Source organism: Paenibacillus hemerocallicola (assembly GCF_006265175.1).
Classification (GTDB): Bacteria; Bacillota; Bacilli; order Paenibacillales; family NBRC-103111; genus Paenibacillus_AB; species Paenibacillus_AB hemerocallicola.
Genome location: NZ_VDCQ01000058.1, coordinates 20368 through 39515, shown reverse-complemented (window position 1 = coordinate 39515; position 19148 = coordinate 20368). Strand labels below are relative to the sequence as shown.

Annotated in this window: 8 protein-coding genes; all 8 read right to left on the bottom strand. The window is 55.5% G+C overall.

The window, feature by feature from the left end:
* Positions 1-711 precede the first annotated feature (711 nt).
* The 8 genes from FE784_RS30430 to FE784_RS30395 all read right to left on the bottom strand — a co-directional run bounded on the left by FE784_RS30430 (position 712) and on the right by FE784_RS30395 (position 19069).
* Positions 712-3081: a hybrid sensor histidine kinase/response regulator gene (locus FE784_RS30430; protein ID WP_139606031.1), complete on the bottom strand. Its 2370-nt coding sequence runs from the start codon at positions 3079-3081 to the stop codon at positions 712-714.
* A 248-nt stretch (positions 3082-3329) separates the two neighbouring features.
* On the bottom strand, positions 3330-11828 hold the full coding sequence (locus FE784_RS30425) for an S-layer homology domain-containing protein (protein WP_139606030.1): 8499 nt from the start codon (positions 11826-11828) through the stop codon (positions 3330-3332).
* A 32-nt stretch (positions 11829-11860) separates the two neighbouring features.
* Positions 11861-12586: a stalk domain-containing protein gene (locus FE784_RS30420; RefSeq protein ID WP_139606029.1), complete on the bottom strand. Its 726-nt coding sequence runs from the start codon at positions 12584-12586 to the stop codon at positions 11861-11863.
* A 635-nt stretch (positions 12587-13221) separates the two neighbouring features.
* On the bottom strand, positions 13222-14544 hold the full coding sequence (locus FE784_RS30415; RefSeq protein WP_139606028.1) for an ABC transporter substrate-binding protein: 1323 nt from the start codon (positions 14542-14544) through the stop codon (positions 13222-13224).
* 257 nt (positions 14545-14801) lie between these two features.
* On the bottom strand, positions 14802-16292 hold the full coding sequence (locus FE784_RS30410; protein WP_246132260.1) for a HEAT repeat domain-containing protein: 1491 nt from the start codon (positions 16290-16292) through the stop codon (positions 14802-14804).
* Positions 16293-16576: 284 nt separating this feature from the next.
* Positions 16577-17476 (bottom strand): amidohydrolase family protein, encoded by a 900-nt coding sequence (locus FE784_RS30405; protein WP_139606026.1) that lies wholly within the window; start codon positions 17474-17476, stop codon positions 16577-16579.
* A gap of 232 nt (positions 17477-17708) precedes the next feature.
* The gene (locus FE784_RS30400) at positions 17709-18230 is read right to left on the bottom strand and encodes a glycosyltransferase family 2 protein (RefSeq protein WP_139606025.1); all 522 of its coding nucleotides are present in this window, start codon (positions 18228-18230) and stop codon (positions 17709-17711) included.
* Positions 18227-19069 (bottom strand): phosphodiester glycosidase family protein, encoded by an 843-nt coding sequence (locus FE784_RS30395; protein WP_246132259.1) that lies wholly within the window; start codon positions 19067-19069, stop codon positions 18227-18229. Before FE784_RS30395 ends, FE784_RS30400 begins: the two co-directional genes overlap by 4 nt.
* Between the last annotated feature and the right edge of the window lie 79 nt (positions 19070-19148).

The window sequence follows — 19148 nt, the reverse complement described above, 5'->3', positions numbered from 1 at the left end:
CAAAGCCCATAAATTAGAAACGATATCAGCTCACTCGGGCGACAATATTAACGATAATTGTCCGGCCCCATGCAAAGTATCGCCCCCATACTAGGCTTTGCACGAGTCGTTGCCGATTCCGGCAAAATGATTTGCCACTGCTACCGCCTCCCCTTTGACGACCATTATAAAATAATCCGACCTTATCCGCAACTTCGGTTGGCGGCTCCAACCGAGCGACTGGAGAGCCAAACCAACCATCCGGCTATTCACCGAAACTATCGCTATTGCCGCTTCGTAGCTGAAGAGCCAGCGGCTCTTCTTCGAAAATTCAAACCGATCGAACCGGTCGAATTTCTCCCGATTAATTTGTCAGCAGCACATGGCGGAGGCGTTGTCCATGCAGGCTGGATATAACCATCAGCCTCAATGCCGCTTAGTAGAATAGACTCAACCCGCGCCAACCGATGAGGCTTTGGATTCAAATGGAGTCATCGGCTTGTATCCGTAAGACGTCCCATGGAATAAGTTTATTTCTCGAAGCAGGAATCGGAGCTGATGCTGAAAATTTTCGGCGGGATCAATATCGCCTTCGCGATTCTCGCCGCAATGATTGTCTGGTATTTGCATCAGTTGGCAAGGGCGTTCAAAAATTAAGACGGCGATAAAAAAAGACGGTCGGAACTTGGGCATTCGTTCCGGCCGTCTTATTATTTTTCGACTGATCGCCGCTCAGCGCTCGGCAGGAGCGGAGATGAAACGGCGAACTTCCGACAGCAGCGATTTGTGGTCGAACGATCCTTTCTGGATGACGCTCTTCACATAGCCGTTTAATCTTAGCCGGTCCTCCGATGTGATCGATTTGGCCGTAACGACTACGATCGGTATGGCGGACCAGGCTTCATGCTTGCGGAGCTCCGCAACGAATTGAAAACCGTCCATCTCCGGCATCATCAGATCGAGCAGGATCAGATTCGGCGCTTCTCTGGACATGCACTCCAATGCGATCCGCCCGTTTTGAGCTTGGGCGACCGAATATCCTTCCTTATGCAGCATCTTGGTCATCAATTCGCTCGTCGTCGCATCGTCCTCGATCACCAGGACGGAATGGTCCGTCCGGCTCCCGATATATTTCTCCATCACTTCGATCAGCCGATCCCTGCTTAGCGGCTTCGTCAAAAATTCGGAAGCGCCGAGCGAATACCCCAATTGCTTATCGTTTGTGACGGACCAAATCACGACAGGGATATCCCGAAGCTCCGGATCGTTCTTCAGCGCCGACAATACGCTCCATCCGTCCATGTTCGGCATGAGAATATCGAGACATATCACTTTCGGGCGCAGCTTCTTGGCGAGCGACAGCCCTTTTTGACCGTTCTCGGCAAATGCAAGCGCCCAACCCTCTTTGGCGAGATACCGCCGCATCAATTGCTGGTTGAACGGCTCGTCGTCAATGAGGAGGATGCTCGCCTGATCCATTTCCCCGGTACTGTCGCCGGCCTCTTCAAGTCCGTCCTGGTTATGGTGCTGGCCGGCAGGAACGATCGGAAGCCAGCAAGTAAACGTGCTGCCGCAACCCTCTTCGCTATGTACCGAAATACCGCCGCCCATCATGCTGCAGAACCGTTGACTGATGGCCAGTCCGAGGCCGGTTCCGCCATATTTGCGCGTAGTCGACGCATCGGCCTGCATGAAAGGCTGAAACAGCTTGTCCATCTGCTCGGTCGTCATGCCGATGCCCGTATCGACGACGCGGAAGCAGTAACCGGCAATGCCGTCTCTCGTTTCACTGTACACATCGAAGCCGATTTTTCCGTTTTTCGTAAATTTGCTCGCATTGCTGAGCAAATTGAGCAATATTTGCCTCAGCTTCGTTATATCCGTCGTAATTTTGCCATCCTCGGCATGCACTTCCGTGTAGTTCCCATTGCTCTCGATCAACGGCTTGACCGTCGTCATCACGTCATGAACGATGCCGGACAAATCCGTCAACTCGTAATATACATCGACTTTCCCCGCCTCGATCTTGGAGATGTCCAATATATCGTTGATCAGGGCGAGCAAATGCTTCCCCGCTTTGCCGATTTTCCCTAGATCCTCCACGAATACGGCTTCGCCGAGCTCTTCGGCTTCTTCCATCAGCATTTCGCTATAGCCGATGATCGCATTCAGCGGTGTTCTCAACTCGTGGCTCATATTGGCCAGAAACTGACTTTTGATCATATTCGCCTCGATCGCATCGTCATGAGCTTTCTCGAGCTCCGCCGTACGCTTCCTTACCAAATCCTCCAAATGATCATTCAGCTGCAGCAGCTCTTGGTTTTTCAAATGGATTTCGTTCGTTTTGGCCAATATTTCCGAATCTTTTGAGGAAAGCCGTTTGGAAATAAAGATGCCGAGCATGGATAGACCGAGCGTAAACAGCGTACCGCCGGAAATGAAATACGCAAGCCATTTTTGGTCCAGCACTTTGCCCGACATTAATGCAAACCTGTCGCCCAGATGAAAATCCGCGGCGTACATCCCCGTATAGTGCATGCCTACGATCGCGGCGCCCATAATCAGTCCGCTGCCGAGCTTCTTCCACGCTTCGCCGCGATCTCCGTCCCTCCGGAAATAAAACGACAGCCACAACGCCGCGATCGAGGCGATTATTGCGATCACGATGGAGAGTGTGAAATAGATCGGATTGTACGAAATATCGATGATCATCGCAGCCATGCCTATGTAATGCATCGCAGAGATGCCGCAAGCTAGCAACAATCCGCCGACGAGCAGCCGACTTGGCGTTAATCGGTTCCGGCCGACCATATATAAAGCGACGAACGAAGCGACGATTGCTACTAGCACCGACAGCAAAACCGTCGGCAAGTGATAGGCGACCTCAACGGGCAGCGAAAAGGCAAGCATCCCGACGAAATGCATCGACCAGATGCCCATCCCCATTGCGCATGCGCCAAATAAGAGCCATAACAATCGGCTTCGTCCGCTGGTAGCGCTAATTCTGCCGACCAGATCAAGCACCGTGTACGAAGCCATAACGGCCACTACATACGAAAAAACGACCAGAACGATATCATGGGATCCATGAACGTGTTCCATTGCACCCACTCTGCCCACACCCCTGCTTCTATTAATTCCTTCGACCTAACGCCGTTCATTCAAGAATACTAAATAAGCCCTATACTGACCAGCGGTTTTTGAAAATAAATTGTCGCAATTAACCGTAATTCCCCGAATTCTTCTAGGTCTAATAAGCGAATACGCAAAAACACCGCCGGGGAACGCGGCGGAACAACCTGAAGGTTATCCGTACTGTTCCCGGCGGTGCCGTTCGATTCAGAATCGCGTTATTTCGAGATGGCCCCCAGACTCGTGAGCACGCGCAGCAGCAATGTCGCGGCCTGGGCGCGGTTCGCCTCGCCGAGCGGCTTCAGCTCGGTCTCCGTCATGCCTTGCAGCCAGCCTTGACTCACGGCCGCAGCCACTGCCTCCTTCGCCCACGCGGAAATATTCTGTGCATCGGCGAAACGGTCGAGCGAAGCCGATGCCGCCGAGCTCGAAGCTTGCGGGATGCCTTGCAGTCCGGCAAAGCGCCGGAACAGGACGGCAAGCTCTTCGCGCGTAACGGCGTCGTTCGGCCGGAAGCGATTGTCCGCTCCTTCCGCCAGCCCGATCCGTACCGCTGTCGCTACGTATGGCGCATACCATGCATCCCGGGATACGTCCACAAAAGCGGAGGACGACTCATCTCGCGCGGAAAGCTCCTCTTTCCCTTGACGGAGCGATTCCACCAGCAGCTTCGTCACTTCGGCCCGCGTAATCGGGCGGTTCGGCTCGAAGCGGTCGGCGCTTGCTCCATCCACGATATGTCGGCTAACAAGAACCTCCACATCGCCTCGGCTCCAGTGGGTATTCAAGTCGATGAACGGACGGGAGTACAGCAGGATCGCATATTCGCCATAGGACGATATGTCGGCGGCAACAGTACGGCTGTCCGTGTCGACAATCCCTCCCGCGTAAGTCCAACCGGCCGATGAGGCCGTTTCCTTCTTGTAGATGCCCAGCCTCCGCTCATCGACATTCCCGATCTGAGCCGGATCGAACTTCATGGTCAGCTTCAGCGGCTTCAAAGGGACCGCGCCAACGGCAGAGATCGTTACGGATTTGGACATTCTGGAGTATCCGGCGGGCAATTCGCCATCCGATCCGTCTTGCCGTTTGAGCGTCAGCTTGGTTTCGGCGGGGAACGCTCCCATCGCTATTTCCAGTAAAGCCCATCCGTCAAACGCTCGGAAGGCGCCTCCGTCCGGACCGGCTTTCACTTCAGACGTATTCGGATCAGCTGCCGGTCCGCTTGCGGAACCGCCGCCGTACCCGCCATGGCCCCCTCCTGTGCCGGGATCGGACGCGGCTTTCGTCCGTACTTGAATCGCAGCAGCCGACGATTCGTTGCCGCTGCGATCGGCGGCGACAATCGAAACGACATATGCCGTATCCGGCGCAAGCGCGGTTAGCGTAAACGTACCCGCCCCAGGCCGGACATCGCCGGAATGAACGTCGTCAGGAGCGGCTTCCTTCGCCCACGACAAACGCAGCTTAGCCAAGTCGGAGGAAGTCGGGTCGGTCCAGCCGAGGACGATCCGATCCTCATGGAAGGCATTCGCCCTCAGATCGGCGACGGCGAGCGGCGGTGTCCAATCTTCCGCAACTCCCCAACCGGCTGCAGTCCCCTGTGATTCGTTGCCGGATTCGTCGACGGCCGTCACCTTGAACTCGTATCCCGCCGCTTCCGGCATCCTTGGAATTTGCGTCCATTTCACACCCTTGGCTACCTCGACCGACTCTCCGAATGCCGGATCTCCGGCTTTCTTCCATCGAATGCGCGCCTTGGCGTAATCGTCGTCGTCCGGTTCGTCCCATGCGACTGTCGCGACTCCGAACGTCACCCCTACTGTTAAATCGGCAACGTCGCCGGGAGGCGTTTCGTCCCTTCGAACAACCGTGATGACCCGTTCCGCGTCGCTTCCCAACGCTACCCCGGCGTAGCTTGCCAGTGAACCCGAGACCGTCAACTTGTAGGTGCCGTCAGGGATCGGATCGGCCGGCGTATAACGAATCGCTTCGGTCAGCGTCTTACCGTTCGCCTCGATCGGCTCCTTTGCCCGCACCGAACCGGCAATCGCGGATCCGGCTGAGGCGGAGACGAGAATGGAATCCGGCTGAATCGAACCGACATCGATCGGCTTGCTGAAATACACGTCCACATGCGTGCCGCCGACAGCGCTCTTAACGGTTCTCACCTGAGGCTCGGAATAAGACACCATCGGGATATTGACTTCCAGCTGCGGCGGCGGTACGTCCAGCTCGTCGCTGTAAGTCGTCTCGTAGCCGTCCTTCTCGTATTTGACCTTCCATTTGCCTTGCGGAACGTCCCACGCATATCGGCCTTGACCGTCGGTCGTGAGCGGGTTCGTCTGACCGTACCATTCGGCATCCCATACGTTCCAAGCGCCTGTTGTCATATCTTTCTCCAACACGGTCGTCGTAGCCCCCTGCACCCGATTGCCGGGAATCCCTTCGTAGACATAACCGCTCGGATCCCATATATATTTCGGATCGGCAATCGGCTTCTCCGGCGGCTTCTTGTAGCATTTCAGCTCGCTGTTGTAGTTTCGCAGATGATTTTCCAGCTCGGTCAGTTCATTATTGGCTACTTCGTCCAGCTTCTGCCCGATATAATAGCCTTCGCCCCAGAAGGCGATTCCACCCAAGCCGGAACCGAAATACGTACCGAGAACGCCGACCGCGGCTTTGACCTGTTCGTGTACGAAAATGTCCGTTTTGACCTCCCAGGCGAAATTCAAATAGTATTCCCGCGCCTGCGGATCGCAAATTTTCTCGGCCATGTCGATTGCGCGATTGATACGCCGCATGAAGTTGTCGGGATCGGCGGCGTCCATCGCTCCGGCGATTACGTCGCGGAAGCCGAGCGCCTGGCCGATCTTGCCGATCGTGAATTCGATCGTCTTCTTGACCAGCTCTTCCTTGGCCGCCAGCGCGACGACGTTTTTGCCGGCGCCGCCGGCGATTTTCTGCGAGGCTGATCCGTCCGGTACATACCCGGAAATTTTCACCGTAATTTGCGAGTCATTTTTCGTCGTACTGACCGCAAAGCCGTAGACGGGAACGCCCGATCTCTCGGCCAACTGCCGGTCCCTATCATCCGGAATGTATGCGCCTGCCGGTTCGCTGCGGATGCTCATCTGTCCCCACAAGCTGCTGCCATGCTGAAGTCGCACGGAAGCCGAGCCTTCGGGCATCGTCGTTCCGTCAGGCGTCCTTTCCCCGGGACCCGCGATCCAGTCCACGCCATAGTCGGCCAGATAGGTCGGCAAGCTGCGGCGGAACTCCTCTTCATTCGGCACCGGTCCCGGCGACTCGCCCGGATCTCTTTTCGTCCTGTACTCCACGCTGACCGGTCCCAAGTTGGAAGTAACCGGCACGCTCGCCTGGTACTTTCCGTTTACGAGCTGTGCCTGGGCTACGCTGTCTCCTACTTGGACGACGACATCGTAGACGCGGGATACATCGCGGAATTTCATCTCGAACACGAACGGATACCCCGGCGCGACGACATAAGGGAATACCGCCACACCGTTATTCGGATCGAACTCGAAGACGCGGCCGTCGTATTGGCGCATCACTACGGAGGAGAGCCCGGGATCGTTCGGATCGTACTCTACGAAAGCCCGTTCGCCGTATGTGCGCACGCCGTTTACCTCCGCTTCCGTCGTCAGCCGGTGCTTCCGCGAATTTTTATCGGAGAGCTCGATGGGGAGCACCCATGTTCCCGCCGGAGATACGGCCGTTTTGCCAAGCGCAATTCCATTGTCGTATACGGTTACTTGCGATCCGGCCGGCGCATAGCCGCTCACCTTGAATTGCGGATCGGCTACCGTCTCGGGAGCCCGTATCGTGACCGGTACGATGCCGATGACGGCCGTGCCGAATAATTCCTCTCGCGGAGAAATATCCGTATACCGGATTTTCCCGACCACCGCTATCTGCGATCGGCCAGGCTGCTCCCGGACTCGCAGCTGGAGCTGTACATTGCCCGACTCGTTGCGCTTTACGGCGCCTACCGGAATTTCAAGGGATCGGCCCGTTATTGTCGGTTGTACGGCGGCACCGTTCAGTACGAGCGTCCCCGGGACGTATTCCGCCTCTTGGGGCAGATCGATCGACATGACGCCATCGCGGGCTTCGTTCTGATCGTACCCGCCGCCATTTTTGTAAATTCCGCGCAGCGTTATGCGACCATTCGGGGTCGCCCAGTCCGACGCGCTTTCGAGGCCGTTGCCCGGTCCGTAGAATCGTCCCGGCGGCTGAAGGACAATATCCCCGAGCTGGACGAGACCTCCGGGCATGGCCGCGAAATCGACCGTGGCGACCATATCCCCGTTCGTCGATCTCACCGACAGACGATGGTTTCCGCCGCTGCCGATCGGCACGACGAACTGCTGTCTTTCTTTATCAATGGATAAATACGTTTGGTTCGTGGAATTGTCGTCCAACTGATGAAGCAGCAGCGAAACGTACGTCAACGGAGTTCCGTCCGGGCGGACGGCCCTGAACGTCGCTTGCCCGCCCGTGTTTTCCAGCCTGATCTCTATCGTGGCTTCGTTGTTGTCGCCGATGACCGCTTCTTGGCATTTGGCCGGCAATCCCGCCTCTACTCCGTCGACACATATGCTGACCGTATCGCCGGCTACCGCCATCGCGCGGTATTCATCGCCTTGTTGACTCATGACGGAGAACGATTTTCTCACATGAAAATGAACGGAGGTCCGCCAGTCCAGCTCGATCGGCCCGGCCCAATCCCCTCCGAGCAGCTTCGTGTACAGTCGAAACGTCACCTTCGCGTAATCGAACAAAGTCAAATCGATTGTCTGATCGCCCGTAACATTCCATTTGCGGCTCGGAGTCAATCGTCCCGCACCGTACTGGTTCGTCGCCCGAAGCTCTACTTCGCCTACGGGGACGAGCAAGCTGTATGAGCCGTTTCTGTCGGTTGTCGCCCTGAACGTCTTGGAGGTGCCTCCCCTTTCGATCGTGGCGGTCACTGCGCTGCCGGCGGACGGCGCGCCGTCCGTGCCGAACACTCGGCCGAGCAGCAGCGCTTCGGGCTTTTTGTCGATCGGAATATCCATAATGACGGTACTCGAATCGGCCAGCACCTCGACCGTCTTCGCCTCGTAGGACGGGTCTGACGGAACGATCGTCAATTGCAGTCGCTCGATGGACGAGCTGCCTCGAGGCAGCTGAACGGTCGCGGGAACCGAATCGTATCCGCTGCCCTCCCACGCGACGGCGCCGTCGGACATGTTTCGCAGCGTCGCTTTGTACCACATGCTCGGCATACCGTCCCTCTTCATGTTCCAGCGAAAACTGAAATTGAATACGGGAGTTATTGTCGTCTCGGCAATCTGCCCGTATCCGCGCGAAGCCGCCGTATATTGCACCGCCTTCAACGATTGCGGGCGCAGCACGAGCGAATACTCCGAGAAAGCGTACGGCACGTCGAATGTATAAACCGGCGCTTCTCCTCCGAGCGTTTTCCTATCCGAATAAAACGCATTCGGGCTGCCGGAAGCAAATACGTCCAGTGTTCCGGTTTTCAGCTGCGCGGACCATTCCGGGTCGGCAGGTACATCGAGCTTGACATGAAGCCGGCTCGCCACGTTTTTCCGGATCGGATGGGCTTGCGCGAACAAAATGCCGTCCGCCTCGAACGTCAGCTCGTTCAACCTTGCCGTTCCTTCGGCAATCGTCAAACTCCCGGTATAGACTCCCGCATATTCCGCCGATTCGGTCAGCTCCAGCCATTCCTCTTGAGCCGCCGGCGTTTCTCCGCCGTTCCACACCTCCTTGGCGAGCTTCACGCGGAGCGCAATGCCGCTTTTCGCGTTGGCCGTGACGACGGCATTGCTGCCGATCACCGGGGCTTTCGCCGATCCCGTGCCGACCTCGCGGGAGAACTCGATTTTATGGCTGTTCACCGTATCGCTCCATTTTTCCAACGGAACTTGCAGCGATTTGCTCCCGATTCCGAGCGTAACCGTCTGGTCGGACGGAGCCGAATATTCCGGCGAAGGCGCGACCGATACCGTAATCGACTCGCCGGCCTGCCGTCCGTCCAGCACGGCTCTGCCTTGCCCATCCGTAGCCGCGCTGCCGATCGCAATGCCGTTTTTGTCCTTGTACGTCACTTGCGCGGTTACCGGCGTATCGCCATATAGGACTTGGACGGACAAAGAGGCCGGGATGACCGGGTTCAATCGGGTCGAGGTCGTTGCGCCTTTGCCCACGGCCAAACCGCTTTGCCGTGCGTATACGGCCGAGCTGCCCGCATCGCGGATCTCAATGACGAGATCGGGGGCTGACGGCCAAAATAAGTCGTAGTGCGTTTTCCCCGCGGCAAGCGGCTTTATCGTCGCGCTGGCGCCCGCGCTTTGCAAAGCGAACTGCAGCGCCCCGAGCACATCGGGATATGGAGCGGTTACGTCTATCGACAGCTTGCCGGCTATGTTGACCGGCAAGCGGGCCGCATGCTTGGAGCCGGTCCCGTCTGCCAGTCTGGCCTCGATCGAATCGATTTGCGTAATGCCTTCGGCTACGGCGAACGTGGCGCGATACAAGCCGGGAGCGGCCGGCGTGTCCGTCATCGCCATCGTTGTCGTTGTCGTTCTTCCGCGGCCCGGGTCTCCTTCGATCATCTCGCGATAAGCGATCTCCGAGACAACGGCGTTGCCAGGCTTGCCGATCGCCTGAATCGTCACGATACTGCCGGGATTCAGGCTGCCGAACGTCTCATCGCCGCTCGCTGCCGACCATGTCACCGATTCAATGGCGTCGGACGGCTGGTTTTGCCGGCACTCTCCGTAACAGAACGTATACAGGCCGCCGTCTCTGCCGTATAGAATGCGATTACCGGCATCGTCGATGTGGGCGAATCGGGAATTGAAGCCGGGGTTCCCGACAAAGTCGACTTCGCCCGTATCCCGGTTGAACCGCTCGGAATAACGGATCGTATTAATGTTTCCTGAAGGGTTATAGTCGTGCAAGGAAGCTACCGCATATTTTCCGTCCCCGCTTACCGACGTTCCCTCATAAGCTTTGTCCTTCTTCCCGTTCGTTGGCCGGTTGTCCGGGAACAAATCGTCGCTCCAGTTGGCGCTGTTATCGTCTCTCATATCGAGAGCGCGCACTTTGGCAAAACCTCCGCCACTCCCCCGGTACACGACATATTTGCCGTCCCCGCTTATGCTCGGATTGCGGCCCGACCCGTTATTGCCGCTCAGCCATACATGCCGATCGGATGCGATATCGTATACGGCTATTGCATTTGCGCTACCGCCTCCGGCTGCCGGCGCCCCTTTCAGATTCGTCGAGGTCGTTTCGTAGGCGATCCGAGTACCGTCCCCGCTTATACCCGGCGAAGCGCTGATTCCGTTCCCGGTTGAACCGTCCTCCGTTTTGCTCACCAAGCTCTTGACCTTGCCAACCCTATCGTATAAGTAAATTTGATTGCTCTCGGCAAATGCCAGAAGTCGGCCGTCGCCGTTCAAGGACGGTTTGCCCGCTCTGTTCGCCGGCAACGATACGAGCTCGAGCAGCTCCGTATCCGCATCATAGATGTATACGGAAAGCTCGGAACCGCCCGGAGGCTTCGCAGCCCGCAAATTGGTCGCATCCGACGAGAAAGCGAAGACCGAGCCGGTCCGATTGACGGTCAAATCGCGGATTTCGCCGTTCGGAGCTTCTCCATCCATCGTCAGACTTAACCGCCTTTTTTCTCCGGACATCGTATCTACGCTATATAACCGGTACACTTCATCGGCATATAGAGCGGTACTTCCGTCCCCGCTCAGCGCCGGCGGAATCTCGGAAGAGAGGTCGGCCAGCTTGACCTCGCCCGACGGAGAAGTGCCTGCGAATATCGCCTCGTAATCGGATTCGTTGCCGGCTGCATCGACGGCCCGGACCCGGTATTGATACAAGCTGGCCGGCTCCAGATTGCCGAATATGGCTTCTTTCTCGGCTGTTTCTTGAAGCGGTCTGTTCTCCTTATCGTAGATGTTATAGCGTGTTACCGAAGGATCGGGCATTGTCCCTCCCTGGCCGTCCGATACGAGCGGCGGCGTCCATTGCAGCAAAACCGTTGTATTGGACGGATACAGCAGCCTCCAGCTCGCGTTCTCCACGCTTCCCGGAGGAGTTCGGTCCGCCGTTACGACCGACGGTGCGGAGCGGTCACTGGACACGTCGTTTAGTCGGGCGACCGCAGTTATCCGGTATACGCCCTCGGCAGTCAACGGCAGGTCGAACCGGAATTTCCCGGAAGCGTCGGCGGAAGCGCTACCCGCTTCGTTCTCGCCGCCGTTGTTCAGGCTGTAATCGATCAGAACGGTAGTCCCCGCAGCCGTGGTTCCCGTTATGGTTATGCTCATAGCGTTCGAATAGGCGGGCAGCGGGTCCAGGATCGGCGCAGCCGGCTTCTCAGCGGCATATACGGATTTGACGACGCCCTGAGCGTCGGTGGCCAAAACGCCAAGCTGCCGCTTGACGAGCGGATCGGCGTTCGTCTCCGACGCGGCGGGAATCGACGTAAGCGCCTCCGGCGTCAGCTCGCTTAGCAGGCTGCGCAGCATTGTCTCCGAAGCCGTCCCCTCGGCCCTCGACGCAGCCGAGACGATGCCCGTCTGCGATAGCAAGCCTGACAACGGAATTGCCAACGCGAGCGTCAGGCCGAGCGTTTTGCGCAATATTCGAATGCGGTTCCCCATTGCATTGCTCCTTTTTTCAATTCGCTGAATGGTCAATTGCCCAGCATCGGCTCTCCGACAATGCTCTTGTCGCCTTGTACGGTGACCCATAACGTTTTGACGTCCTTGATATCCGCCTCGAGCTCGTTCAATGTGCCCGATTTGACTTTCATTTCCTTGACCGTCACCTGATTTTCGTCGAACAGCTTGATGATCAGATTATCGGCCTGATTCGAATCCTGCACCCAGATGCTCGCCTTGAACTTGCCGTTCTTGAAATCGTTCTTCACCTCCATCGTGACGGAGCGATAACCGCCCGTCACATAACCGTGGCCGAACGATACTTGATCCGACGGCTTCAGCTCCTCCGGCGTCCGGCTGGACAGCCGGTAAATGGTGTTCCCGTTGTAGACGAAATCGGGCGTGAGCTTGATGTAGCTCGTCTCGCCCTGCGCCACTTGTCCGACGACCTCGCCCAAATAGGCGGTGTTCGTCTTGTCGTCCCACGCCACCTGCATCCCTGTCGCCTCGGCCACGGCTCTCAGCGGCAAATACGTGCTCCCTCTGTACGTGATCGGAACGAGACGGGTTCCGTCATCAGGGTCCGCAGGCTCGAATGATTTGCCATTCAGCATCACCTTGATGCCCGTGTTCAGAAATACTTTCACCTCCGTCAACGCATCCGCCCCGGATACGTTCATCGAAAGGCTGACAAACAGAGCCCCCGCCAGCAAGGCGCTTAAAGTCCCTTTCGGCTTCGGGCGTGTACCGATCTTCATTTGCTGTTCCTCCTCGTTATGGTTGCAGTCGCTTCAGTTTTTACCTACTTCATTATCGGGAAAGCGCAAACGGCGTCATAGCTGCCAACGGCCCATATCTCCGGCCGCCTTGTCACCACTTCTGTCAGGTGCATGACAACGAACCGAGCTTAATCACGCACAGAAGTGCATGAATCAAATGATCGATGAAGGCTAGCAGTCTTTTGCCGACGCTCGCGAGACCGCGAGTCCATAAAATAGCGGAACTCGCGTATCTTATTGCCCCTATTGCCAGTGTCGATAGCAACATAACGGAACACCGCTCCGCTATTCCGCTATTCACAATCATTTTCACTCCGAAAGTTCGGAATAGCGGAAGCCTGTGCCGGTATCCTCGGGAGTGCGACGAAATTCGGAACATTAACGGAAATCAGTTCCTCTATTGCAGAAGCATGTCGATCCCGCTCATCAGATGACCTCCAATTGTATGCGGAAACTCAGCCCTCTTAACTGGCGAAGCTGCGGCCAGAGCATTTTCAGTCAGCCATGCGCTTCCCCGGCTTTGCGGTTCGCTCGGGACTTTCACCAGTTAATACGATGCGTCGCCGAATGCACAAAAAAAGCCTACAGTCGCCTGCAGGCTTTTCATCCGAACCTTACTTCAATTTTTGCAATTCTTCCGCAATGACTTTGGTCATCTTCTCGTCGGCCTCGCGCAAGACGGTATTCACGTCTTTCCCCGCATACAGCAAATCCGTAAATGCGGCAATCGGGATTCCGGCAGCGCTGCCGACCGGCACGAATCCGAAGGGCTTCAGCACGGCTACCTTCGGCTTGGTAAAGGCAACCACATTTTTGGATGCCAGCTCCGGAGTCGCTTTACCGAACTGGGCATTGATTTTCGGATCCTTCAGCACGGACGACTGCAAATTTTTGGTCATTTCGGTCTGTACTTCATCCGACAAAATGACGGAAATGATTTGCATCGCCGCATCCTTCACCTTGCTCGTGCTCGTAATCGACATCATGGGCGAGTCGACACGTTGACCTACGCCCGGAGCCACTTTGTTGGACGGATAGGTGACGACGTCCCATTTCAAATCCTTCATCGCCAGCAGATCCGGCAGTTGACCTGAATAACCGGAGAACATGGCGATTTGGCCGGTTTTGAAGCCGTTGACCGTATTCATCTCTTTCGGCATGATCGGGGCGCCGGGGAACGTGTAGAGATTGTACCAGAGCTGGAACAAATTTTTCCACTCGTCGGTTTGGAATACCGATTTGTTGTTTTTCAGATCGACGAACGGCAGGCTCGCCTGGTATGCACCGCGATACACGTTATCCGGGAAAATCCCGTAGTATTGAACGCCGCCGTCATTACGGGTCAGTTTTACGGCAACTTCCCGCACTTCATCCCAAGTCATGCCGTCCTTCGGATAAGGTACGCCGAATTTATCGAATATATCCTTGTTGTAATAGAGGGCGAACGTATTGTTGTTCATCGGCAAGCCGGTGTAATAATTGAATCCGTTTACAACCTTGATCGACTCCAAATATTCCGGACTGATCCGGTTCAGATCGATGCCATGGGTTTTAATGAGCGCGTCCATATTGAAATCGATGCCGAGCTTCGTCAAATCGGTCAAATTGTACGGATAGTTGATCACCATATCCGGCGTCGCATTGGAGGCGACCAGTTCGTTCAGGCTTGAGCCTTTATCGGCAACGTTTATTCTTTCGATCGTAATATGCGGAAATTTCTGCTTCACGGGATCGATGAAATACCGTTTTAAATCGTTGTCGTTCAAAAGTCCGGCGTGGACGGCAATTTTGACGGTCGCCGGTTGGTTGTTCGCCGCAGGCTTCGGCGTAGCAGGCGGGGTCTGATCCGCGGGTTTGGTCTCGCCACCTCCGCAAGCGCTTACAAAAAAGATGAGCGATAAAATCGCCAAAGCAGAAATTTTTCGTGGTTGCTGCATATGAAACACGCCCCATTCGATATTTTTGTAAGAGCCTCATCATGACCAGATCTGCATATGGGAACCAAGCTTCAGGAGTTGTTCCCCATGGATGGATAGGAAAAATAAATTTCATGCCGGCAATGGCGGAGATTTCGTTCCGATTGGAGAAGAGGTCCGATGAATATGCATTGGGAGTTTTGCGCGTTACTATTGAAGAAGAAAAGCGGCCCCCGGTCAGACGTACAACTATGTTCTTGCCGGGGGTCGATCGTCGATTAAAACGTTGAAACTTTCGTAGTAACGGGGCACCAGCGCGCAGTCTGTAAATAAGGCAGCAGCACGTCCAATGCTTCATCCGTTCTGATTCGCTGAAGTGCCGTCGCCGCTATTGCCGAAACATATCTGGCGCCCTGATCCGCTTTCGAGGCAGGCAGCATAAACGTAGTCGCATCCTCGGCATGCAAAGCTTGCTCCAACGCGGGTACTGCCGCCCCCGCTTCCGGCCCTATCCGAGCCAGCGCCAAGCCTGCACTAAAGCGTACATATTGCGTTTTGTCCTGCAGCGCCTTGCCTAGAGCGGGAACAATAAGCGCACTCGGCTGCTTGATCATCCCCAGCGCTTCGACGACATGCTGACGGATGAATGGCGAATCTTCCTGCATGATTTCGATTAATTTAGGAACGGCCGGCGATGCCTGTTCCCCGATTTCCCCCAAAGCGAAAGCGATTTGACCCCGCACATCCGGATTGTCGTACTTTTCATTCAAAGCCTTGATCAGTGCGGGAACCGCCGGAGCTCCTGCCGCGGCCAGTCCATGTGCGGAAAGTCTCGGTATCGAGAAGCTGTACGGGTCGACTACTCCGGGATCCGAATGCTTCAGACCGTCGACAAGCGCCTGGATTCCTTCCGTACCCTTGGCTGCCAACGCGTATGCGGCATTGAGCGCTTCGTTCTCGTCGGCGCCGACAAGAGCGCTTGCCAATTCGTCGATCCCCCGGCTGTCCGTTGCGGCTGCGGGACCGTCTTGCCGCTCCGTCCGACCTTGCCATGACGGAGATCCGGACATCCAGCTCCATACGTGCTCCCATAATTGACGGTTCTCTTTGATCGGATGCATCTCTTTCGGCGGCTGCCAACCTCTTCTTTGATTGTTCCATTCCGGCTGCGTAGGCGCTTTCAGACGGAAGAAGAGAAATTTAAGCATGTACCTGTCGTTAAGCGAGCTGTTTGCCGACGCTCTATGCCATATGTCGTATGAAATCAGGGCAAACGTTCCCGCTTTGCCGACGACAGGCAAATTAAGCTCTTCGTTTTTATTGAATTTATACCGGTTCTGCGAGCCCGGCACGATGCCGGTCGGCCCCATATCGGGCGTAACGTCTTGAGGGTAGTAGAAAATCATGGCCGACCACGGGAGGTGATTTCTGGTCTTCTCGTTGCCCCAATAATTGTCCTTATGCCATCCCCCGTCGCTGGTGCCCGGACGGTTGTAATGACCGTGCCGATGGGCGTGCATGACGTAATCGGGCCCGAGAACGCTGGTGAGAGCGCCCTTTACGGTCGGATGGTCGAAAAGTTGTTGGATTTCCGGTATGCGGGGCACCAGATTATTGCCCGGATTCCCTTCGTTCGTATACACTTCATTCATTTTTTGCAGAACGGTTTTATAAAATTGCTCTGAGAAATCCGTCCGTAGCTGCACATAACCATGAGCGATAAATTGTGCCATCTGATCGTCGCTTAACAAATATTTGGAATCGAACAATGAATGAACCCTCCCCATTTGATCAGTACTGCCCCTTTGAAGTACATGCCCAAACGATCATTGCATTGTGACTGATCGGTATGCGTGTATGTTGTTAGCCTTTTAATCGCATTTTGTGCTTGATCGGCATCACCACCGCTTTCCATCTCTATATTATATATAATATACTCAATATATATGTAATGTCAATCTCAAGTTCGACTGCTTGCGTAAAATGGAAAAACCGCCGTAAACCCAAGCAGGACAAGGGAATCGGCGGTTTTCGGACCCGCTCTCGCAGGGTTTTATTTCAATCCGAACAGCTTGATGGCATTCTCTCTTGCGATCTTGTTAAACACGACCTCGCTAATTTTCTTGGTGTCGCGCCACTCGATAAGCAGATCGACCAACGGAACCGGCATCGTTACCGTGCATATATCGGTGCCGAAAAATAACCGATCCTGGAATTCGTCCAAAAACTTCGGGCCGTACTGCGGATCGCGGGATATGGCGTTATGAGCGGTATAATCGGATAAATCGCCGTATAAATTCGGATATCTGCGGAACAGAATGGGCACGACGCCCTCTTCTTGAATCGGGCCGCTCGGCAATCGCCCGACTTGTCCGCCGTTCAGATCGAAAATGATCGCCCTCTCGCCCGGTGTCTGCAACCGACCGATTTCAGCCCAGAATACCGGCCCGTGCCCGAAAATGATCAGATTCGGAAACCTTTGCAGCGTATGCTCCAATTGCGGCAATCCCGGATCGTCATATAATCCGAAATCTCCGCCGATTTGGTCGGAGCCGTCGAAAACGACGGGAAGACCGACGCGCTCGGCATGACGAAACAAATTTTGCACCATCGGATGCATGAGCGGAACGTTGAGCATGATTTCCCCAAGCCCCTTGCAGCCTTTATCGCGGTAATAGGAGAGCAGTTTGTCGAGCGGAGCATCCGCCGAATTGCTCAAAGCGCGCGGGTCGATATTGCAGTACGGAATCAATCGGTCCGGATATAGTTCGGCCATATCGAGAATATCTTCATTCGCCTGAGGCAAGTACACTTCCGGACTGACGATAGGGAGAATCACTCCCTTCTCGATCCCCAACTCGTCATAACGTTGGATCAATTGCTCCGCCGTGCAAAATTGGACGACGAACGGTACCGGCTTTCTATAAGCATGCGCATGAATATCGATGAACACTTTCCACTACCTCCCGCTTCATTCAAAATAGATATATTACATATCATATATTATATTTATGAAAGGTCAACGAGATTCACAAAAGAAAACCGCCGAACCATTTCCGGCAGTCGTTTGACTCGAGCTCGAATGTCAAGCATATACGAATTTTTTTTGCACCCAGTAGCTGAACAGGAAGATCGACGCTTCGGTCAGCGGCTTCGCTATCGCCAGTGGGATTCCCCAGCTTTCGTTATAAAGACGAAGCACTCCGTAATTCAATAACAACTTCGAGCATTGGGGCCGGATACCCCCGCAGGCCGGTCTGCGTATCCTGAACGCGGGTTCCGGTCGTCATCGCGAAGACGATCCGGGTCAAGCCGTTGCCCAACCGGCTTCGCAGAGGCACTTTGCCGGTAAACCGTCTGCTGCCCATCACAACATGCCGCTCGCGCCCGTCAAGAGCTTCCGCGATTTTCATAATATCCTCCGGCAAATGCTGTCCGTCGCTATCCGCACAAACGACGCCTCCGGCCTCTCCGGTATCCTTGATATATTGAAAGCCTGTTTTCAAGGCCGTTCCTTTGCCCCGGTTGCGCTCGTGCGTCAACACCCGGCAGCCTGCATCCGCTACAGCCTTGAAGATCGGCTTGCAAGCCTCTCCGCTGCCGTCGTCCACGATGACGATCGGCAGATCGCACATCGACTTCAGCCGGCCGACAAACTCCGGCAGCCTTGCGTCCGGTTCGTAAGAGGGGATCAAGACGAACGTCATTTTCCGTCACCTCTCCCGATGTATATAATATCGCTCACGCCGCGTTCGTCCTGCTTGCCTAGCGGATTGTTCACGACCCGTCCCATAAAATACATCGTGGACGAGCCGCCGCCGTCCAAATTATACGCATCCGTACACCCGAGGTCGGCGAACAGCTTCGCAAATTCGGATAAAGTCAAACCTTTGCTGTAATTTGCCATTCGTCCGTCCACGACGACAAACTTGTAATGATTGGGAGCAACGAGCCCGATGCCGGTTCTCGGGTTCGAATCCTGGATCGACCGGTTCCCGAAGTTCGAATCGATTTTGACGCTGGCGAAATCGCCGACGGCTTGTCCGTTCTCGACCAAGGCCGGTCCGAACGAGAATGTCTGGGCGACTCCCCGGGCCAGCAGCGAACCGGAGGAGAGCTGCTGCTCGTCGTATGATTCCATCGTCCCGTCCCGGAATAAAGCCAGTCCGGTGCGAGCAGGCACATCCCTATAAACGGTACCGTTGCGAATAATGACGCCATCGCTGCGGAACCCGTAATAATCGCCGTTTATCGCGAATATCGCTTGGTGGTCGGATGCGATTTTGGATGTATCTTCGATGATGTTTCGTCCGAAGGCGTTTTTGGCGAAGGCGGACTGCAGATCGGACGAAGACTCGAGCTTGACGTCGGCTACGTAATAGGTGATCTTGCCCGCGCCGGAGCCGGCTTCCACTTTATCGATATGAATGTCGATATCGTCGCTGCTGTAGTTCCAATCGTCATACTCCGCCTCGCCCGTCGTCGCATCGGCCTTGTCCGGATCGGCTTGTTCGTTCGTGACGACGCCCTCGACATGCTCGATCAAGTACCGGTCCGCAAGGCTATACAAAGTAATGCCTATAACCGCAATTAATATGGCAGCCGCGAATACAACCCGTCTCCGT

Bases quoted from the DNA above. Each gene is read 5' to 3' on its own strand.
- FE784_RS30400 (WP_139606025.1), bottom strand. From the start codon at position 18,230: ATGACGTTCGTCTTGATCCCCTCTTACGAACCGGACGCAAGGCTGCCG.
- FE784_RS30430 (WP_139606031.1), bottom strand. From the start codon at position 3,081: ATGGAACACGTTCATGGATCCCATGATATCGTTCTGGTCGTTTTTTCG.
- FE784_RS30420 (WP_139606029.1), bottom strand. From the start codon at position 12,586: ATGAAGATCGGTACACGCCCGAAGCCGAAAGGGACTTTAAGCGCCTTG.
- FE784_RS30425 (WP_139606030.1), bottom strand. From the start codon at position 11,828: ATGGGGAACCGCATTCGAATATTGCGCAAAACGCTCGGCCTGACGCTC.
- FE784_RS30415 (WP_139606028.1), bottom strand. From the start codon at position 14,544: ATGCAGCAACCACGAAAAATTTCTGCTTTGGCGATTTTATCGCTCATC.